The 20,546-nt window shown below is 62.8% G+C and carries 17 protein-coding genes; 10 read left to right on the plus strand and 7 right to left on the minus strand.

Annotated elements, in window-relative coordinates; genetic code table 11:
- Nucleotides 1-4: 4 nt before the first annotated feature.
- A complete protein-coding gene (locus C8K18_RS10250) occupies nucleotides 5-1,078 on the minus strand; it encodes a C45 family peptidase (protein WP_107707399.1) in 1,074 nt (357 codons plus the stop codon).
- Between the two features lie 109 nt (nucleotides 1,079-1,187).
- Nucleotides 1,188-2,042 (minus strand): MurR/RpiR family transcriptional regulator, encoded by an 855-nt coding sequence (locus C8K18_RS10255; protein WP_006046906.1) that lies wholly within the window; start codon nucleotides 2,040-2,042, stop codon nucleotides 1,188-1,190.
- A gap of 180 nt (nucleotides 2,043-2,222) precedes the next feature.
- Between C8K18_RS10255 and C8K18_RS10260 the strand changes: the two genes are divergently transcribed.
- The gene (locus tag C8K18_RS10260) at nucleotides 2,223-3,791 is read left to right on the plus strand and encodes a sensor domain-containing diguanylate cyclase (RefSeq protein ID WP_107707400.1); all 1,569 of its coding nucleotides are present in this window, start codon (nucleotides 2,223-2,225) and stop codon (nucleotides 3,789-3,791) included.
- Between the two features lie 408 nt (nucleotides 3,792-4,199).
- Here the strand turns inward: C8K18_RS10260 and C8K18_RS10270 are convergent, their stop codons facing one another.
- On the minus strand, nucleotides 4,200-4,457 hold the full coding sequence (locus tag C8K18_RS10270; protein WP_029965734.1) for a hypothetical protein: 258 nt from the start codon (nucleotides 4,455-4,457) through the stop codon (nucleotides 4,200-4,202).
- Between the two features lie 270 nt (nucleotides 4,458-4,727).
- On the opposite strand from C8K18_RS10270, the gene C8K18_RS10275 reads away from it, so the two are divergent.
- Nucleotides 4,728-5,036 carry a hypothetical protein gene (locus tag C8K18_RS10275; protein WP_107707401.1) on the plus strand — a complete coding sequence of 103 codons (309 nt, stop codon included), beginning with the start codon at nucleotides 4,728-4,730 and terminating at the stop codon, nucleotides 5,034-5,036.
- A 101-nt stretch (nucleotides 5,037-5,137) separates the two neighbouring features.
- On the opposite strand, the gene C8K18_RS10280 is transcribed toward C8K18_RS10275, so the two are convergent.
- Entirely contained in the window at nucleotides 5,138-7,420 is a 2,283-nt protein-coding gene (locus C8K18_RS10280; protein ID WP_006046807.1) for an amylo-alpha-1,6-glucosidase, read from the minus strand.
- A gap of 387 nt (nucleotides 7,421-7,807) precedes the next feature.
- Here C8K18_RS10280 and C8K18_RS10285 point away from each other — a divergent pair, with 387 nt between their 5' ends.
- A complete protein-coding gene (locus tag C8K18_RS10285) occupies nucleotides 7,808-8,209 on the plus strand; it encodes a hypothetical protein (protein ID WP_107707402.1) in 402 nt (133 codons plus the stop codon).
- 114 nt (nucleotides 8,210-8,323) lie between these two features.
- Here the strand turns inward: C8K18_RS10285 and C8K18_RS10290 are convergent, their stop codons facing one another.
- Nucleotides 8,324-9,376: a rod shape-determining protein gene (locus tag C8K18_RS10290; RefSeq protein WP_107707403.1), complete on the minus strand. Its 1,053-nt coding sequence runs from the start codon at nucleotides 9,374-9,376 to the stop codon at nucleotides 8,324-8,326.
- A 203-nt stretch (nucleotides 9,377-9,579) separates the two neighbouring features.
- A complete protein-coding gene (locus C8K18_RS10295; protein ID WP_029965739.1) occupies nucleotides 9,580-10,239 on the minus strand; it encodes an alpha/beta hydrolase in 660 nt (219 codons plus the stop codon).
- Nucleotides 10,240-10,552: 313 nt separating this feature from the next.
- Between C8K18_RS10295 and C8K18_RS10300 the strand changes: the two genes are divergently transcribed.
- Together C8K18_RS10300 and C8K18_RS10305 are read left to right on the plus strand one after the other, a co-directional pair.
- Nucleotides 10,553-12,145: a DHA2 family efflux MFS transporter permease subunit gene (locus C8K18_RS10300; RefSeq protein ID WP_006046803.1), complete on the plus strand. Its 1,593-nt coding sequence runs from the start codon at nucleotides 10,553-10,555 to the stop codon at nucleotides 12,143-12,145.
- Nucleotides 12,146-12,246: 101 nt separating this feature from the next.
- Nucleotides 12,247-13,161 (plus strand): glutaminase, encoded by a 915-nt coding sequence (locus C8K18_RS10305; protein ID WP_006046802.1) that lies wholly within the window; start codon nucleotides 12,247-12,249, stop codon nucleotides 13,159-13,161.
- A 142-nt stretch (nucleotides 13,162-13,303) separates the two neighbouring features.
- Here C8K18_RS10305 and C8K18_RS10310 read toward each other — a convergent pair whose 3' ends face one another.
- A complete protein-coding gene (locus C8K18_RS10310; protein ID WP_107707404.1) occupies nucleotides 13,304-14,185 on the minus strand; it encodes an NmrA family NAD(P)-binding protein in 882 nt (293 codons plus the stop codon).
- 296 nt (nucleotides 14,186-14,481) lie between these two features.
- On the opposite strand from C8K18_RS10310, the gene glmS reads away from it, so the two are divergent.
- The 5 genes from glmS (at nucleotide 14,482) to C8K18_RS10335 (ending at nucleotide 20,539) form a co-directional block, all read left to right on the plus strand.
- The gene (glmS, locus tag C8K18_RS10315) at nucleotides 14,482-16,320 is read left to right on the plus strand and encodes a glutamine--fructose-6-phosphate transaminase (isomerizing) (protein ID WP_006046800.1); all 1,839 of its coding nucleotides are present in this window, start codon (nucleotides 14,482-14,484) and stop codon (nucleotides 16,318-16,320) included.
- A gap of 133 nt (nucleotides 16,321-16,453) precedes the next feature.
- Complete coding sequence (locus tag C8K18_RS10320; protein WP_107707405.1) at nucleotides 16,454-17,986, plus strand: N,N-dimethylformamidase beta subunit family domain-containing protein; 1,533 nt, start codon at nucleotides 16,454-16,456, stop codon at nucleotides 17,984-17,986.
- A 478-nt stretch (nucleotides 17,987-18,464) separates the two neighbouring features.
- The gene (locus C8K18_RS10325) at nucleotides 18,465-19,202 is read left to right on the plus strand and encodes a helix-turn-helix domain-containing protein (RefSeq protein WP_006046798.1); all 738 of its coding nucleotides are present in this window, start codon (nucleotides 18,465-18,467) and stop codon (nucleotides 19,200-19,202) included.
- Nucleotides 19,203-19,214: 12 nt separating this feature from the next.
- Complete coding sequence (locus C8K18_RS10330; protein WP_029965746.1) at nucleotides 19,215-19,427, plus strand: hypothetical protein; 213 nt, start codon at nucleotides 19,215-19,217, stop codon at nucleotides 19,425-19,427.
- Between the two features lie 158 nt (nucleotides 19,428-19,585).
- Entirely contained in the window at nucleotides 19,586-20,539 is a 954-nt protein-coding gene (locus tag C8K18_RS10335) for a GlxA family transcriptional regulator (protein WP_006046796.1), read from the plus strand.
- The last annotated feature ends 7 nt before the right edge of the window (nucleotides 20,540-20,546 follow it).

Consider the following 20,546-nt stretch of genomic DNA (forward strand, 5'->3'; position numbering starts at 1 on the left):
GCTTTCACTTATGAAGAATGGCGGCGTTCGATGAGGAAGCGGACTGAGGCGCCGTGCGGGGAATGAACGTGTCGAAGACGCGCTGGCCGTCGCGCACGACCTGCATCGACACGCCTGCATTGCCGATTTCGAAGAGCGCGGTGGCCAACGTGTTTTCGTCGTCGGGATCGGAAGGATCGTCGCGATAGACCGGCAAGCCTTCCGGCGCGCGATCTTGCAACATGGCCAGCAACGCGCCTCCATTCAGCGGACCGGCTGCGGCGCGTAACAGCGCATCCACGCGAAGCTGCCTGTCGCGCGACGACTCGGTGACGATCTGCGCCTGCGTTTCGCAGCCCGCGTGAATCATATGGTTCGCGTGACCGGCGCGCGTGCCGACGCTTTGCACCGAGCAGCGCTGCGCGGTGGCCTCAACGCTGAACACGCGCGGGTCTCCGGCGCAACCGAGCGTGTGATGAAAGCCGCTCGCAGCCGGCGCAGTGCGCAGCGTGTGCAGCGCTTCGTCGAGCGAGCCGGCGTCGAGAACGGCGCGCGCCAGAATCATGCGCGGCACGCCGACCGTGGGCGTGCGAATACGCAAGTTGTTGATCGTCTGCACGAGGCCGGCGCGGTTCGCCGCGAACGTGTGTCCGGGCAGCGAGCCTGGATAATAGAAGCTCACGAAGCCCGGCTTGCCGATGGGCTGCACGTCGACCAATACACAGCGCTCGCGCAGGAAAGGATCGCCGTCTTCGTTATGGGCGATGACGCGTGCATCGGCTTCAATAGCGGCGAGCGTCGTGCAGCCGTCGGGCGCGTGATGAATCAGTTCGCCGCGGCAGTTCCATAGCAGGATGTCTTCGACAGGCCAGCGCAGGCCCGCCGCCATGCCGTCCAGTTCGGTCAGCAACGCGGGAAAGTGGACACGGGCCGCGTCGCGCAGCGCCGCTACGAAGGACGCGCCGCGCCATCGGCTGACCGCGCGCCACGCACTGCTTTGTGCCATGTAATCGGCGAACACGGGCCTTGCCAGTTCGCCGAGGGCGTAGCCGATTTCATATGGCTCGCCTTTTATCTCCACCACCTGCAGATTTCGCATGAATCGCACCGCTCCCGCTCACTCAACAATCGGTACGCATTTATACGTTGAAACAACATTTGTTGTCAAACAGGATAAAACGACACCACCGGTCGTCGAGGAACGGAAATCAAGGCACGTAAGCGCCCTTCGCGTGCAGCGATTGTTCGGCGATGCCGAGTTGCTCGACGGCGTCGGCGCCTTCGAGTGCGAGCAGATGCGCGACCAGCGATTCGGCGATCGCCGTGGCCGCCACGAGCGACGGAAAGAACGACGGGCTCTCGTGCGAGAAGATCAACACCTTGTCGGCATTCAGCGCGATGGGCGACACGGCGCTGTCGGTGATTGCAATGAGCTTGCTGCCCTTTTCGAGCGCGGCTTCGGCGACGCGCGCGGCTTCGACGGAATACGGCGCGAAACTGATCACGATGGTGGCGCTGTCCCGCTCCACGGTGCGCAGTTGCATTTCCAGCGTGCCGGCCTCGCCGTTGAGCAGCGACACCGACGAGCGAAAGAACCGGTAGCCGTACACGAGCCCGAAGGCGACGGAGTAGCACGAGCGGAAACCGGCGACATGAACATGCGGCGCGCGCCGCAAGAGCCGCGCCGCCTCGACGATTGCGCGGCCGTTGTGCGCCGCGGTGACCTCGAGATTGTGCTGCTGCGCGACGAGCAGATCGTTGGCGAGCGCGTCTTTCGATTTGACCAGCGAGCGCGCGCGGCTTGTCAGCGGCTCGGGCCGCGTGCGCACGCGTGCGACGAACAGGTTGCGCAATTCGTTCCAGCCAGGAAAGCCGAGCTGCTGCGACAGACGCACGAGCGACGCCGGCTGCACCTGCGCGCGCTCGGCGACTTTGCGCATCGACGAGACCGCGACTTCGTCCGGATGATCGAGCAGGAAGCCCGCGCCCATCTGGAATTGCGGACTCAGTTCGGAGAAGCGCGCCCGGATCAGGGCGGCGAGCTGGTCGAAACTGTCTGGCATGCGATGGTCCGGCGAAGGGTTGTAGAGGCGACAACAAATGTTACCACTGGGGGGTGGGCACAGAAGCGCGGTGCGCCTTCTAAACCATCCCCCCTCCGGGCAATTCCCCATAAAGAACCGCCGTCGTCCGCCGATAAGACAAGGAACCTAGCTCCGCCCCGCACTAATTCGAGCGGTCTCATGGCAGTCAATCTTTCCGTTTCTGAGTCGATCCTCGCGACGCCGCCCGAACTCGGCGCAGCCGTGTGTCCGTCTATCCGCGCCCGTCTGTTGTCGACGCTTTTCGACAACCGGCGGCCGCTTGTCATGTCGATCGTCGCCAGCGCGTTCGTCGCCGCGGCGGCTTATGTGCGCTTGCATCAGCCGTGGACGATCGTCTGGCTGTTCGCCGACGTCTGGCTATTGCTAGGACGCCTGAGCATCATCCACGCTTACGTCGCGCATAGCCGCAAGGGACCGGCGAATCCGGGCCCGTGGGCCGCCGCCTACGCGCCGTTGTGCGTCGCGACGAGCCTCATGCTCGGGCTCGGGACGATGGGCTGCGTGCGCACCACCGACACCACGCTCGCAGCACTCGCCATCATGGTCGCCTCGGGCATCCTCGGCGGCGTCGCGTCGAGGAACGCCGCGGTGCCGCGCCTCGCGATCGCACAGATATGTGTGGTGTCGATACCGATCGGCGTCGGCGCGCTGCTCTCGCCGACCGATGGTTCCTGGATACTCGTGCCGCCGCTGCTTCTGTACGTCGGGGCGATGACGTCCATCGTGCGGCGCCACTACCGCGGGCTCGTCGCGCTGATGACCGCCGAGCAGAATCACGCCGAACTCGCGGCGCGTTTCGACGCCGCGCTCACGCACATGCCGCACGGTCTGTGCACGCTCGATCCCGCGGGCAAGGTGGTGATTGCGAATAGCCGCACGGCGCAGTTGTTCGGCACGAGCGTCGATATGCTCAAGCTGAATTTACCGCTGCCCGAGTTCATCAGCCATGCCGGTTTTGCGCAGTTCGACGACGCGCTGCGTCAGCAGTTCGTCGAACGATGCACCGCCTGGCTGCAGGAAAAACGGCGGCCGCTGGCGCTCGAATTGCGCAACGGACGTCAGTTGGAGTTACGGCGAAATCCGGTGCCCGACGGCAGCGCGGTCGTCATCATCGAGGATGTGACGGAACGCCGCCAAAGCGAAGCCAAGGTGCTGTATCTTGCCCGCCACGATTCGCTGACGGGACTCGCGAACCGGCGCGAACTGCGCGAGTGTCTCGACCGAATCCTGTTGCGGAGTCACACGCGGCGCGAAACGCGCACGGCGGTGCTGTACCTGGATCTGGACGGCTTCAAGCAGGTCAACGACCGGCATGGCCATACCGCCGGCGACGAGGTGCTGGAGACGGTCGCGGCGCGCCTGCGCCAGACGCTGCGCCACGGCGAATTCGCGGCGCGCCTCGGCGGAGACGAGTTCGCTGTGATCGTCGAAGAGGCGACGCTGAGCGCGATTGTCGCCATCGCGCAGCGCGTGATCCGCGAAATCGCGAAACCGTATACGCTCACGACGGGCGGCACGATCAGCCTCGGCACGAGCATCGGCATTGCGCTGGCCGAGCCGCACGAACCTGTCGACAGTCTCATCCGGCGTGCCGACGAGGCGATGTACAGCGCGAAGAACGCGGGTAAAGGCACCTATCGGATTGCTCGGAACGACGGCGAGTTGGAGACGGACGCGGATTACGACGCGAGCGTCGGCGCGGCGTAGCGCGGTGCGGCGTAGCGACGGGACGCGCGGTTTGGCGCGAGGGCTGTAGCTGCGGCGCGGCGAGATTTACGTCGTTCTGGCTCGGGCCGCTTGGTTCGGCTCGCCAGGCTCGATGCGCCGGAGTCCGCTTGGGTCCGCTGATCCGCTTGCGTCCACTGATCCGCTTTGGTCCACTGATCCGCTTGGGTCCGCTTGGGTCCGCTTGGGTCCGCTCGGGTCCGCTCGGGTCCGCTCGGGTCCGCTCGTGTCCGCTCGGGTCCGCTCGGGTCCGCTCGGGTCCGCTCGGTTCCGCTCGGGTCCGCTCGGGTGCGCTCGGGTGCGCTTGGTCCGCTCGCTCCATTCGGTCCGCTCGGTCAACGTTCGTCCGCCTCGACCCGCATCGGTCCGGCTACGTCCGCCCCACCCCACCTACTTACTAGCCGCCCCCTCGGACGCCGCTGCGCCCATCGCCCCCTTCTTCTGCTTTTTCATTGGCTTGTGCGACGAGCCCATGCCGTCGGACGGCGAGGCCATCGTCCCGCTTGCATTCGGCGTCGGCATGCCGTTGCCGCCCTGCCCCGCGCCGGCACCGCCGCCGGCGTTCGTTGCCGCTCCTTCCGCGTAGACCGCGCCCGACAAACCGAGCATCAACGCCGACATCACGACGCCTTTCGTAGTCACTCGCATGATGGCCTCCTCCATTGCAATGCGCTGGTTGCAGCCCGTGTGCAACACCTGGCGCATGCAGCGACGCAATCCGCGTGCCGCCGCCCGACGCGCAAGCGGCCAAAGCCCGCCGGTCGGCGGCTCCGGGCGAGCAGGAAAAACGGCGTATTTCCCCCGGATTGACCCGCCTCGCCGCGTGCACTAACAATCCGATATGCATACCGGCGACGCTTATCCGGCGATGCCCGCCAGCGACGCCGCGCGCGAACGCCGAAGTCAGTGGAGGACGCCATGATGCTCACGAGACTTGCCGCCGTCGCAGCGTGGACCCTCGTGATTGCGGGAACGGCCTGCGCGCAGGGGACGAACGCAGGCGCAGGCCGCCCGCGTTCCAACGCCGTCTCGACGGGCAGCGCGCGGCCGCAGGCGCCGCAGTCCGCAGCGCCTCCCACGCCGGCGTCCCTACCGACGACCGGCAGCACGTCGCTGTTGCCCGGCGCGGGCCTCATCGTCGCTCCCGAGGACGGCGCGAGGCCGCCGCGTCCCGAGGCGTCGCCGGGCACGCCTGCCAACCCGAGCGGCCTCAAAAAGCCCGACTGAGAATAGGCCAATTGGAGGCCAATCGAAGGCTTAACGAATGGCTCCATCGAGCGGACTGGCCGCCAAGCCGGATCACCGCACCGCCGCCCTCACCCGCCCCCTCACAACAACGCAACCACCCGCACGTCGCCCTGTTCCGCGGACGCCACCACCTTCTCGCCGATGCGGCGGAACGTGATCGACACCGACGCGTCGCCGACCCGCAGGTCGCCCAGTTCGAGCCAGTCGATGCCCTCGGGCAGCATCGGCTGCTCGATCAACACCTCGCGGCGTTCGGCGTCGATGGTGATACCGAGACACGCCTCGAGCATCATGAACGGCGAGCCGGCCGCCCACGCCTGCGGCAGACACGCGACCGGGTAAGCAGTCGGCGGCTCGCCGCGCCGGCGCGGGAATCCGCAGAACAGCTCCGGCAGACGCATGTCGAAATTGACCGCTGCCTGAAACAGCGCCTGCAGCAGCCGCACCGCCGCCGCCTTGCCGCCGTAGCGCGACAGGCCGCGCGCGCAGATCGCGTTGTCATGCGGCCAGACGGAGCCGTTGTGATACGCCATCGGATTGAAACGCGACTGGCTCGCGGCGAGCGTGCGCACGCCCCAGCCGGTGTGAAAGAGCGTCGAGTCCAATGCGCGCACCACCGATTCGCCGCGTTCGCGCGAAGGCAAACCGAAAGCCAGCAGATGCCCCGCATTCGACGCCATCACGCGGCACAATTCGCCGTGGCCGTCGAGCGCGATGCCGTAGAAGCCCGACTCTTCCATCCAGTATTTTTCTTCGACGCACTCGCGCAGCTTTTTCGCCCGCGCCTTGTATTGCGCGGCGGCGTCGTGCATGCCGCGCAGCTTCGCGTAGTGGGCCATCGTGTCGAACGCGGCGCTCGCATACGCCTGCACTTCGACGAGCGCAATCGGGCCATCGGGGAAGCGGCCATCGGCATGGAACACCGAATCGTGGCTGTCTTTCCAGCCCTGGTTCGCGAGGCCGCCGTCCGACTCGCGCTGATAGTCGAGCAGCCCATAGCGGTTTTTGTCGCACACGCCCGCGACCCAGCCCGCCGCGCGCTCGAGCGCGGGCCACAATTCGTCGATCAGACCGACGTCGCCCGTGCGCGCCGCATACGCGCCGGCCAGCACGATGAAGAGCGGCGTGGTGTCCACGCCGCCGTAATACAGCGCGAACGGCACTTCGCCGGTGGCGGCCATTTCGCCCTTGCGCATCTCGTGCATGATCTTGCCGGGCGCGGCATCGCGAAACGGCGAGTTCTCCTGCGCCTGATGCTCGGCGAGAAAACGCAGCACGCCCGCGGCCAGTTGCGGCTGCAACCACAGCGTCTGCAACGACGTGATCACCGCATCGCGGCCGAACGGCGTGGAGAACCACGGAATGCCCGCGTACGGATACGGGCCGGTCGCGAGGTCGGTGGTCAACAGGCCAAGGTCCGCGAGCGAGCGGTCGATCCACGCATTGAAGAGCGGATTGCTCGAGCGCACGCGCGCGGTCACGCGCCGCCGCTCGCGCATCACGAGGTGCGCGTCGACCAGCGCCGCGCGCACCGCGGCCCGGCCGACCCGCGGGCGCTCGGTGTCGATCTGCGACATATGCGCTTCGCTCAGCGGATGAGTCGGCGACGACACGCCCGCGCTCGGCGCATCGGGCGTCTTCGAGACCACCTGAACCGAGACCGACAGATAGATCGACACGCACGCCTGCGCCGGCAGCGTGACCGTGTAGTCGGCGCGATCCGCAAACAGCTTGTCGGGCCGCGGCGCGAAGGCGATCTGCACATTGCGCGCCACGTCGTCGAGGCCGAGATAGCCGAGCAGCACTTCGTCGTTCTCGACGCGCGCCGGCTCGATACGCCCCTGCTTCGCGCGGCTCAGGCCGCGCACCTCGAACATGTCGCGGAAGTCGCTGGCAAAGGAAATGGACAGCGGCACGACGGCGTCGCTCGTGCCGTAGTTGGTGAGTTCGATGGCTTCGTTCAACACCGTGCCCGACAGCACGCGCACGCGCTCGACGTGGATCACGCCTTCCGGCGTGCTGGCGCCGCCGAGCGGCGGCAACGGGCGGTTCGTCAGATGCGCGGTGAACGACGTGTTGTCGCTGCTGACACTGCCCGAGAGCAGCGACGGCGCGCGGCCGCCGAACGTCAGGCGCAGTTGCGAGAGGACGCGGGTGTCGTTGACGAAGAGGCCGTCGTCGACGCCCGTAATATCGCCGAGAGGATCGTTGACGATGAACGTGTCGCCCGACTTCAGCACATGCTGCGTGGCGCTTGCAACGTTGAGATTTTCCGTCGGGATGAATACGCCGTCCGGCTCGGATTCGCGGTGATCGATTCCGCCCGAGTGGGACAGGCCGCCGAGGGCTTCAGGCTGCTGCATCAGGGTCGCTCCTATGGTTCGCTGCTGCGTATGCTTCGCTTGCGGTTGCCGCCGGTCGGTGCCCGTTCGTGCTCATTGGTGCCCGTTAGTGCCCGGCCGCTTCCGATTGTAGAAGCTCTCGTCTCGTCAGACGAACTTATCGCAGGCGAGTTTCGGTTTTTTTTCAGTGGCATGCGACGTGCAGGCAGGCGCGACGTAAGCGACGAGATGGGCCGCTAACCGAAACAATGTTTTGCTGGCGCGGCACTGAGTGCTTGAGGGGTGCGTCTGCGATACTCGCTTCGTGTTTCGCTTGCCCGGCGAACACATCGCTGTCTTTGGCCCGCTGTAGAGGCGGGCCTCTTTTAATCAGCCAGAGCAGTCAGCCGAAAGAACAGGAAGAACCGAATGAACGCCTCTCTTGAAACGCTTTTTCCGGACCACGTCCATCGCGACGACAGCGCGGTTAGCGCGCTGAACCATCAGGACATCGTCGTCGCGTTGTCGGCGGCTTTGAAGACGCAGGATGTCGCGGTGCTGCACATGCTTTATCCGCGCACCGACGCGCGCACGCATCGCAGCCTCGATGCGCTCGTCGATGTGTTGCATGGACACGGTCTGCACGAAGTCGCCGATCTGATCGCGCACGAAGCGCACTATCTGCTGTTCAAGGACCCGGCGAAGGCGTGGAAAGCCTTCCACGAAATTCGCAACGACTCGCTCGCGATCGGCGTGCATCTCTACTATCACGGTCTCGTCGGCGAGGGAGCGGAACTCGCGCTCGACAAGGATGCCCATCGCAAGGGCTGACGAAGCCGCTCGGAACGCTCAGCGGTGATTCGCCGCGCGAGCGAGCGAGTGAGTGAGCGTGCGTGCCTATTTATGCAGGCACTGTCGCTTGCTGCCGCCTGATCGACCTTCGACTCATTCGCAAGCGAATTCGTCGACCATGCCGGTCGCGGCCGCGGCGCCCGCGCCGCGCACGGCGCAGGTCAGCGGTTCGTCGGCGACGCGCACGTCGAGACCGAGTTCGTTCGTGAGGCGCCGCTCGAGATTGCCGAGCAGCGCGCCGCCGCCGGTCAGCACGATGCCGTTGTGCGCGATATCCGTGATGAGTTCGGCCGGCGCCATTTCAAGCCCGCGCTTCACCGCGCCGATCACCTGGCGCAGCGGGCCTTCGATTGCATCGGCGATATCGTGGTTGCTCAACTGCACTGTGCGCGGCAAGCCGTCGTCGACGCTGCGCCCGGTCGCGTTCATGTGCTCGGCGGGCACGTCGCGCACGGCCGTGCCGATGTTCTTCTTCACGTGTTCGGCGGTCTGCTCGCCGAGCAGTACGCCATACAGATTGCGCACGTAACTGACGATGGCCATATCGAAGCTGTCGCCGCCCACGCGGATCGAGCCGCTGTACGCGGTGCCGCCGAGCGAGAGCACGCCGACTTCCGTCGTGCCGCCGCCGATATCGACGACCATCGAACCGGTCGCCTCCGTCACCGGCAAGCCCGCGCCGACCGCCGACGCCAGCGATTCGCCGATCAGGCTCACCTTCCACGCGCCGGCCGCGACGGCCGCTTCCTTGATTGCGCGGCGCTCGACCTGGGTCGCGCCGGCCGGCACGCACAGCGTGAACGCGGCGCGGCGGCTGAAGAATTGCCGCGGACGCGCCATGTCGACGAATTGCCGGATCATGTGCTCGGCCGCGGAAAAGTTGGCGATCACGCCGTGGCGCATGGGCCTCACGGCTTCCAGATTGCGCGGTGCGCGGCCAAGAAGCTGGCGCGCCTCGGCGCCCACCGCCGTCACGCGTTTCGGACCGCCCGCATGATCCTTCTCGAAACAGACGACCGACGGCTGATTCAGCACGATGCCGCCGTCGTCGGTATAGATCAGCGTGTTGGCGGTGCCGAGATCAACGGTCACTGCCTGGCGGAACAGTCGATCGAAAAGCAGGTGATGCGGCGTCGGTGTGGCCATAAGAAGGCTCTGTTATGTCGCTCGGTAGCGTCGCGCTCGCGTCGCCGATTCGCGTCGTTATTCCATTCGCGGCAGTGTGAAAATGCGCCCCGTCGCCCAGCCCGCGAGCATTGCGCAGTCCCGCGACGGGCGTGATTTTCGTGCTATGAGCAGTTAACGGCAAGCCGATCAATAACTTTAGCCCCGCTTTTCGTGCGGACGTATCAATCGCGCGACAATGCGCCGAGCGTGCGCTCCAGCGCGGCCTCGCCGAGCGCGACGCCGTCCGCGCTGATCGTATGGCCGACGCCCGGCAATGCGTACGCATCCACCGTGTAGCCCGCCGCGCTGAAGGCGTCGGCTGCATGTTCGAGCGCCTGCACCGGGATCACCTCGTCTTCCTCGCCGTGAATCAGCGTGAGCGGCGTGCCGTTGCGCGCGAGCACGGGCGACGCGAGCCGCCCCGAGTACGCGACGACGCACGCGGCGCCTTCCGCGCTCGTCGCCACATGATGCAGCGCCATGATCGAACCTTGCGAAAAGCCGACTAGCGCAAGGCGTCCGAAAGCAAGCTGCCAATGCGCGAGCTCGGCTTCGAGCATGCGTCGCATGGCCGCGTACGCGGTCGTCGCGCGCGCCTCGCGGTTGGCCTCGTTGATGTCGCGCAGACTGAACCACTGACGGCCGCCGAAGCCGCCGTCGAAGGGATCGGTGCCGTCGAGCGACGTGAAGGCGATGTCCGGCAGACGCTCGCTCCAGATGTCGGCGAGCGGCATGAGGTCGCGCGCGTTGCTGCCCACGCCGTGCATCAGGACCACGAGCCCTTTGGCGGGCGCCTGCAGCGGCGCACGCCGCCAGCCATGTTCGAATTGTTCCCAGGCCATATTGCTTTCCTTTCCTTTTTGCTTCAATTGATTCGCGGTTGGTTCGCGGTTGGTTCGCCGTTGGTTCGCGGTTTGATCACGTTTAACGGCGATTGATCGCGCCGCGCTCGACGTCGCGCTATGCGGTTTGGTTCTGTCCAGCCGCGAGCATACGCTGTCGGCTTCGTTCACGGCGCGTTGCAATGCCCGCAGCGGCGACGTCGAAAGATGAATACAGGTATGCTTTTGCGAGCATCCAGCGGACCCGCCGCGTAATACGGCCACACGCAAAGCCGAGCGCGAGGTCCGCGGCATATCGATCCGGGAGAATGTCTTGAGCCAATCCACGTCTGCGGAGTCGCCCGCGCCCGCGCCCACTTCCGCGCCGCCCGCGCCTCCGCCGCCGCTGAAAGGCGGCCAACTGGTGCTGGCGACCATCGCGGTCGCGCTTGCCACCTTCATGAACGTGCTCGACACGTCGATTGCGAACGTCGCGATTCCGACCATTTCGGGCAACCTGGGCGTTTCCGTGGACGAAGGCACGTGGGTCATCACCGTGTTTGCCGCGGCGAATGCCGTGTCGATTCCGCTCACCGGCTGGCTCACGCAGCGCATCGGCCAGGTGAAGCTGTTCGTCGGCGCGATCCTGATGTTCGTGATCGCGTCCTGGCTGTGCGGCATTGCGCCGACGCTGCCGATCCTGCTGCTCGCGCGGGTCTTTCAGGGCGCGGTGGCGGGCCCGCTGATTCCGCTGTCGCAAGCCATTCTGCTCGGCTCGTATCCGAAGGAAAAAGCGTCGACCGCACTCTCGTTATGGGCGATGACCGCCACCGTCGGTCCGATCGCGGGTCCTGCGCTCGGCGGCTGGATCACGGACAGCTATAGCTGGTCATGGATCTTCTATATCAACATTCCCGTTGGACTATTCGCAGCCGGCGTCACGTGGATGATCTATCGCACTCGCGAATCGCCCACGCGCAAACCGCCTATCGACGTGGTCGGCCTCGGGCTGCTGATTACCTGGGTCGCGTCGCTGCAGATCATGCTCGACAAAGGCAAGGATCTCGACTGGTTCGCGTCGCCGGTCATCGTGATTCTCGGGCTGACCGCGCTCGTCAGTTTCGCGTTCTTTCTCGTGTGGGAATTGACGGAAGAAAATCCGATCATCGACTTACGGCTCTTTCGCGAGCGCAACTTTCTTGGCGGCACGATTGCCATTTCCGTCGCCTATGGCGTGTTCTTCGGCAACCTCGTGCTATTGCCGCAATGGATGCAGGAGTACCTCAACTACCGTTCCGTCGACGCCGGCCTCGTCACCGCGCCGCTCGGCATATTCGCCGTGATTCTCGCGCCGGTGATGGGCCGCGTGCTGCCGCGCTCGGACGCCCGCATCATTTCGACGATGGCGTTTGTCGGCTTCGCAATCGTCTTCTATATGCGCTCGAAATACGTGATCGAAATCGACACCTGGCATCTGGTGATACCCACGCTATTGCAGGGTATTCCGATGGCATTGTTCTTCGTGCCGCTGACGTCGATCATTCTGTCCGGACAGCCGCCCAACAAGATTCCTGCGGCGGCCGGCCTGTCGAATTTCGTCCGCGTGTTTTGCGGCGCGGTGGGCACCTCCGTCGCGGGCAATGCCTGGAACAATCGCACGGTACTGCATCATGAACGGCTCACCGAACGCGCTTCCGTCGACAACCCGTTGTTCAATCAACAGATCGATTCGACGCAATCGCTGCTGCATCTGAATACGCAATCGGCGCACGCGCTATTCGATTTCACCGTCAATACGCAGGCCGCGATGATGGGCCTGAACGACATCTTCTTTGTATCGGCGGTCATCTTTATTCTGATCATTCCGCTGATATGGATTACGCGGCCCGCCAAAGGCGGCGGCGGGGATGCAGCCGGCGCGCATTGACCGTATCACGCGTATCACGCGTATCGCACGTATCGCGGAGCGCAATCGAACCGTTCGCGGGTGCTTGCCAGTAGAATCGCGGCTCCACCGGATTGAGCCTCATGAACTACGCATCCATTCTCGAGCAGATTCATCGCGACTTGCGGCCTTATCTTGGCACGGGCAAAGTTGCGGATTACATCCCGCAACTGGCTAAAGTCCCGGCCGAGAGCTTCGGCATGGCAATCGTCACGGCGTCGGGCGAAGTATTCCGCACCGGCGAAGCGGACACGCGCTTTTCCATTCAGAGCATTTCGAAGCTATTCGCCTGCACAATGGCGTTCCGTCTGCTCGGCGACGCGCTATGGCAACGCGTGGGCCGCGAGCCGTCGGGCAATGCTTTCAATTCATTGGTCCAACTCGAGGCGGAGCACGGCAAGCCGCGCAATCCGTTTATCAATGCGGGAGCGCTGATCGTCACCGATGTACTGTGCCGGCGTTTCGTGCAGGCCGAAACCGCACTCGTCGAATTCATGCGGCGCGTAACGGGCGAGACGAGCATCGACTACGATTCGCGCGTCGCTCAATCGGAATTGCAGCACGCTCACCGCAATCGCGCGATGGCGCATTTCATGGCGAGCTTCGGCAACATGGAGATGCCGCCGGAAGTCGTGGTGGACGCGTATTGCCGCCAATGCGCAATCTCGATGAGTTGCGTCGAATTGGCAAAAGCAGCGCTCTTTCTCACCAATCACGGCGTTGTGCCTTCCACCGGCGAGCGGATTCTCGACACGAGTTCCGCGAAACGCCTTTCGGCGCTCATGCTGACTTGCGGCACTTACGACGCCGCGGGCGACTTTGTGTACCGCGTCGGCTTGCCAGCTAAAAGCGGCGTGGGCGGTGGGATCGTCGCGGTGCTGCCCGGAGAAATGGCGGTATGCGTATGGTCGCCGGGACTCGACGCAAACGGCAATTCATTAGCCGGTGTACTCGCGCTCGAATGGTTGACGACGCATACAGGCAAGTCGATCTTTTAAGCGCGAATGAGCGGCGGCGCACAGACATCAACGATGAATAACGAGTAAGCGAATAGCGCGGCGCCGGTTTGTTTTTAAACGCAAGCGTTGCGTCGCGCTATTCGTTATTTGCTTTTCGTCTGTAGTTCGCAGCTTAGGGTAATTATCGAGCGCCGCGCCTCACGAGTTCGGCCAGTACTGTCCGATAGGCGGTCTCGCCGATCACATGCTCGTTCGCGCCGCCCTCGAAGTCGATCCATCCGGAGTTAAAGCCGTCGAGCATTTCAATGCGCGGCGTCGGCCACGCCGTGCCTTGCGACTGGAACCGCGCTTCCCATTCGGCGCGCGGCACCGCCTGAGCCTTCACGTCGCGCTCCAGTACACTGCCCAGCAACGCCGCGATCTCATGCTGCGTGTAACGCTGCGGCCCTTCTATTTCGATGACGCGCCGCCCCTGCCACGTCTGCGTGAGCGTATCGGCAATCACGCGGCCGATGTCCGCCGTCGCGACCATCGGATAAGCGCGCTCGAGTGGCTGCAGAAAGCCCGGCATGACGCCCGTATCGCGCGCCGGTGCAACGTCCCATAGCGAGTTCTCCATGAACCACGCGGGCCGCATGATCGCAGTGGGTATGTGCAAAGCGGGCAGTTCCGCCAGTGCCTGCTCCAGAATGTGCACTTGAGTAATGAGCCCGAGGCCGGATTCACGGTGCCCGCCAACCGACGACAATGCCGCCACCCGCTCCGGCCGCGCATCGACTAGCGCTTTTTTCAGCACTGCAACTGCCCGATGTGCGTTCGGATAGCCGGGCTGCGGCGCGAAATTCGGCGCGAGCATTACGAACACGCCTGCGGTTCCGCGAAATGCTGCGGCGAGCGCGTCGGCGTCTTCGAATGATGCAATGGCTATTTCGGCACCGCGCTCACGCCACTGCGCGGCCTTCATCTCGTCGCGCAATACCGCACGCACCTCATGGCCCGCAGCCAGTAAAGCGCGCGCCGCCGCGCCGCCCACCTGCCCTGTCACACCGGTAATGGCATACATATCGATCGCTCCTTGAATGGTTAATGCGGTAGTGCGACGCATTCTCGCTGTTTAACCGTCATTTCACGAGAGCATGAATGTCATTTGTCTAATGACGGACCGGCATGCATATGTTTCAGGAATGTTGCGCGCGAAACCAACGTGCTCGTTACTTGCTCGTTAAGCGGACAACCGTTCAACGTTTCGCGCCGCGCTCGACTCGCGCCGCCTCGCGATGTCTATGCTTGGTTGCAATGCAACAGATCGAACAGCGCCAGTACTTTCGTATGAATCGCTGCGGAATCAGGAGACCTTCCATGTGCGGAATCGTAGGAGCAGTGGATCGCCGCGATGTCACTTCCACGTTGACCGAGGGCTTGCGGCGACTCGAGTATCGCGGCTACGACTCGTGCGGAATCGCGGTTCTTCAGCAAGGCGCACTGCGTCGAGTGCGCAGCGTCGCGCGCGTCGCGAGTCTCGCGGCAGAAGTTGCCGAAGCTAACCTGTCGGGAATGATCGGTATCGCACATACACGTTGGGCGACTCATGGAGCGCCTGTCACGAGGAATGCCCATCCGATCTTCTCCAGCGGCGAAATCGCCATCGTGCATAACGGCATCATTGAAAACCACGAGGCGTTACGAGAAGAACTGGGAGTACTCGGCTACGTGTTTGAGTCGGACACCGATACGGAAGTTGTCGCGCATCTGATTCACCATGCGTGGAAAAAGCAAGGCGGAGAACATGAAAGCGACCTGCTTTCTGCCGTGCGCCATGCGCTCGAACGGCTTCACGGCGCTTACGCAATTGCCGTATTCGCGAGTAGCGATCCGGGCCGGGTGATCGGTGCACGGGCCGGTTCACCGCTCGTCGTCGGCCTGGGAGAGCAAGGCAACTATCTCGCGTCCGACGTCATGGCGCTTGCCGGGACGGTGGAGAACTTCATTTATCTGGAAGAAGGCGATATAGCGGAATTGACACTGGACGGTGTACGGGTCGTCGATCGCGCCGGCCATGCAGTGCAGCGCGAAATCAAATTGCAGCGATCGAGCACGAGCGCAGTGGAACTCGGCCCGTATCGGCATTACATGCACAAAGAGATCTTCGAGCAGCCAAGTGTCATTGCAGACGCAATTGAAAACGTTCACACCATTACCGCCGACCTATTCGGCGCGGGGGCGCGGCACGCGTTTCGCGAAATCGACTCGCTGCTGATAGTGGCGTGCGGCACGAGTTATTACGCCGGCATGACAGCGAAGTACTGGTTCGAATCGCTCGCCAAAGTACCGGCGCAAGTGGAAGTCGCGAGCGAATACCGGTATCGCAGCAGTGTGGCAAGTCCCAATACGCTGGTCGTGGTCGTATCGCAATCGGGCGAAACCGCCGATACGCTCGCCGCGCTCAAGCACGCTCAATCTCAGGGCCATCGGCACACGTTGGCTATTTGCAATGTCGCAAGCAGCACGATGATGCGGCAGGCGCAGTTCCAGCATCTGACTAGCGCGGGACCGGAAATCGGCGTTGCGTCGACAAAAGCCTTCACAACGCAGCTAGTTGCGCTGTTCCTGCTCGCCTTGACGCTTAGCAAACAGCGCGGGCGCCTTCCGGCCGCGCAAGAGGCGGCGTTTCTCGATCAACTGCATCGCTTGCCGGCGAAACTGAACAGCGTACTTGCGCTGGAAACACAAATCGTCGCGTGGGCAGAAGCGTTCGCGCGCACAGAACATGCACTCTTTCTCGGCCGCGGCCTGCATTATCCGATCGCGCTGGAAGGCGCATTAAAGCTGAAAGAGATCTCGTACGTGCACGCGGAAGCCTATCCCGCAGGCGAATTGAAACATGGGCCACTTGCACTGGTGACGAGCCAGATGCCGGTCGTCACCGTGGCGCCTAACGACGCGCTGCTCGACAAGCTCAAATCGAATATGCAGGAAGTCAGGGCACGCAGCGGCCAATTGTATGTATTCGCCGATGCGGATTCACGAATTGCGAGTGGCGATGGACTTCGCGTGATCCGCATGCCCGAGCACTACGGCAGCCTGTCGCCGATCCTGCATGTCGTGCCGCTGCAACTGCTTGCGTATCACACCGCATGCGCACGCGGCACCGACGTCGACAAGCCGCGAAATCTCGCGAAGTCCGTTACTGTCGAATGAGGCGTAGCGCACAGACGCACTGCGCGCATGGGTGTACAAGCAAACGGTTGCGCGGACATAAACCGCGCGCCGCAATGTAATCGGAACTCATTGGCGGGCCACTGCCTCGCTTATTCGCGCAAGGAAAGCGAACATGCAGATCTATCCGATTCATCCGAGCTTTACTGCGGGAGCCAGCTTTGAACTCGCGGTGCAGCCCGGCAGGCGCTTTAGCATCGCCATTTATCAGCAGCAGGACGACGACTCGCTCACGAGCCTGTGCGGCGTGGTGGTTACAGGTAAGAACAATGTGACCGCCAATCTGCTGGACGGCAAATACGTATTCCAATCTACAGGCAATAGCGCGGCAAAGCGCTTCGACGAGGATTGGAATTGGCCGACAATCGACATTCGCCCGAACGTCGCGAACTTGCACAGCGGCGCCTATGTGGCGATCGCCTATGAAGTCGACGCCGCAGGAAAGCCGACGCAGGAACTCGGGCGCGCGTGCGCCGCGCATCGGCCGATCTTCGCAGCACGGCCCGACAGCGACAGCATGGCGCTTGTGATCGCGCGCCCACGCACGCCCACCGCCACGCTCGCGTACATCATTCCGACGGCGACCTACCACGCCTATAACTCGACGGGTGGCGGAAGCTTCTACGACGACCGCATTCACCGTTATCGCGCCGCAAACAAAGTGAGCTTGCTCCGCCCCGGCGGCGGACTCGGCGCACGGCTCGGCGAACCGGACGATCCCTACGACAAACGCTCGACCCGTCAACAATTCGCTCACTGGGACGCGAAGTTTATCCGGTGGCTGCGCAACGAAGGCATTGCCTGCGACTTTTATACGGATCTCGACTTACACAGCGCCACTGCGCTAGACCTTACGCGCTACCGCTGCATGCTGAGCGTCGGTCATCACGAGTACTGGAGCGAGGAAATGCGCGCACATGTCGCGTATTTCGTCACGCAAGGCGGAAACGTCGCTGTTTTCAGCGGCAATACGTGTTATCGGCCTGTGAGGTTTATCGGCGCTGAACCGGGTCAACTCAGCGAGATGCGCAAGCTTGCGGACAACTGGGATGTACTCAAGGAACAGATCGATCTCGATCCGCGCGTAAGCGGCAATGAAAGCCATTTGATTGGACTGACCTATAAGCACGGCGGCGGCCACTGGGGCACGTGGTCGCGGTGGCGTCGCCGCTGGGTGAAGTGCGAGCGTCAGGCAATTGGCTTTACAGTCAAACGGCCGGACCATTGGGTATTTGCAGGAACTCAACTGCAACAAGGTGAAAGCTTTGGCGCAGAAGATCGGCTCGTCGGCTATGAAGCGGACGGCATCCCGCCGGACTGGCCCGACGATGCAATCGAAAGGCTTGCGGTTACCGAACGGCTCACAGGATGGGAAATGGGCGGTGCTGGCGCGATCGGCTTATTTCGTCCACTGCTGCGAGACGGCCGCCGCAGTGCGGGAGAAGTCTTTAATGTGGGTACGACAGACTGGGCTCGTGTGCTGACGGACAGCACGGCGCAGAGCCATGACGTCGTGCAGCAGATCACCCGCAACGTGATTCGCCAATACACCGGCGCACAAGAGCTAAACGTATCACAGCAGAAGCGTCCGCTGCACGAAGCGGCCGATGCAGGCGGCGAAGCCGCATTGCAAACCGACGCGGGTTGAGCGCAATGATGGTCATGAACGCAGTGACCGTTGCGCACACGATGTTGTCCGCTCATGACGCGCTTGAGTCGATCCTTCAAGCGTGTGAACAAACGTTTTCTAAGGCATTTTGTACCGCTTCTCAGAACTTTCGAAACGGGCTTCATTACGCGTTTTTCTTGCCACATTTCTTATCGGTTTAACGCCTTTGACACAGTACTCGAACCGGCGGTTGAGCCGTCCGGCGCCCGCGCTCGTTCGTCGCGCGGCACGCCATCGAGCACCTCTACGTTGTCAGCCAAGGTTGGCCGGTGGAGGCTGAATTTAGGTGAGCACGCAACCAGCCTTACAGCGTATCCTTCCATTCAAATCCCAAACGAAGAAAGATTGCGTAAGCATCGTCTTCTCCAACGCTTCTTCGCTCGCGCCCAACACAAGCACTGTCATACCTGAGCGGCATTACCAATAACTCGTTAGACCTCGAACACCAGGAGACAGCATGAATAAACTCGGCCCCGCTAGTTGCCTCCTGCCGACTGATAAAGCGGCACAAGTACTTCGTCTAATTAATACGAATGCACATATCGACATCGTTTCAAGCCGCGATCTTCAATCCGGCGAAAACGAAATGCATCTCGATCAATCGGCTACTGCAAACGCGATGTCTATTCCTCGCGCGCCCGAGCACGCCGATAAGATGCAAATGCTGATTGCGCCGGATACGGATGCAACTCTCGCCTCTATCGTAAGGTCCAATTTGAATTGTCAAGATTTAATTGCGCCGGTATGGATCCTGGACCACACAGTTCAGGGCGCCGTGATTGCACGCGCCGCCGAAATACGCATCAGCTTCTTTCCGCAGGCAGATGATGCAAGCGGCGCAACGTCCGTTAAGCCGAAGCGCGAAGACGAGAAGATTCACGCGCTCGCGCAGTGGCTCACTGAAAACTGCGAGCACGACATTTCAATTGCCGAGGTCGCTCAGCGCGCTGCGATCAGCGAACGAACCTTCTTGCGCCGGTTCCGGCAACAGATCGGCACGCCGCCTTCCGAATACTTGTTGAGGGCTCGGCTCGACCGGTCGCGCAGGCTGCTAGCCGACTCCGATCTTCCGGTCGACAAGATCGCTCGGCGCAGCGGCATGGGCAACGGGTCGCAACTCGCGAAGCTCTTTCGCAAGCGCTTCGGAGTCTCGCCAACGGAGTTTCGGCGCCGCGCCCGCACGGGTTCCGCCTAAGCGAGTGCGACCATGGAAGAAGGCCGGCCGCGGGGTCACTGGCGAGACCAGCCCTTGGCTTCGCGTGCCGAAAGGTTTGCGTTCACCGTGATATTGACTGGCTTTGCAACGGTTTATGTCGTGGCGGTGATTGTCGTTTTTCTGGTGGTGGCGATTGTATTGATTCCGGTGCGGATTTTCTGCTCCATTGCCGACGCTATCCGGGCTGCAAAGCGGCGCGGATAACCGCGGTTTCAGAAGATCCGCGCATTGGCGAGGCGCGACAAGCAATTGGCGGCTGCGCCGCCGATTAGCGGACTTTTACCGAATCCGCGCTCACTACAATTCAGGCTGTTGCCAGACTTTTAGTGCATTTGATAAATATATTGGGAGCCCTAATCGTGATGGATCTCGTTGAACTCTCCAGGCCGCACGTCGATGAGAAGCCCGACTGTCTGGAACCGCCGAGGCACATTGGCCTTCTCGTGTCGCAGAACTTCTTCACGGCAAGTACTGGCGCGATTGGCGATGCTTTTCGCCTTGCGAACATGGCGCAACTGCATCGTGGCGAAGACCCGCCGTACCGGCTTACGGTATTGTCAGAAGAAGGCGGCGTCGTCACGAGTTCGTGCGGCATTTCGATCTTCACGGAACAACTGAGCCGTTACAGCGTGGGCGATTTTCACGCGTTCTTCGTGGCGTGCCGCGACACGGCGGCGCCAACGGAACCGAATGACCGGTTGCATTCGTGGATCACGCGTCACGGCGCAATGGCATCGCTTCGCATCACGCAAGGGTCGAAGCTCGCAGTGGTTTACAAAAACGCTTCACGGCTGGCAGTACCCGTCTTTCTATTCGACGATGACTTCGTGGCGTCCCGCATCAACGGCGCAACGCCCGCCGAGCTGGCGCTTTCGCAGATCGAGCGCGACCTCGGTCCGCAGATCGCCAGAAAGGTCGCGCTTGAACTGCAGACGAATGCGATCAAGCACACAAGGCCACGCGAAGGCGACGCCAAATCGCTCACCACCGCAAGCAAGGTTCGCGAGTCGGCCCGCTGGATCCAGGAGAACTACAGCAAGCCAATTTCCGTTGCGCAGGCAGCCGAATCCGCGGCAATGAGCAAGCGCAATTTCCGGCGCCGTTTCAAGCAGGAATTCGGCATGACGCCGCTGGAGTACCTGCTGCGCACGCGCTTCGACGTGGTCCGGACAATGCTGAGTTCCACCAATATCCCGGTTGGGAAAATTGCGCGGCGGTGCGGAATGGGCGACGGTAATCGTCTGGGCCGTCTCTTCAAGGAGAGGTACGGAATGTCGCCCACCGAATTCCGTGCACAGCGGCATTTGAGCCTGTAGAGCGGCT

This window comes from Paraburkholderia sp. GV068 (assembly GCF_003058125.1).
In the GTDB taxonomy this organism is placed as follows: domain Bacteria; phylum Pseudomonadota; class Gammaproteobacteria; order Burkholderiales; family Burkholderiaceae; genus Paraburkholderia; species Paraburkholderia graminis.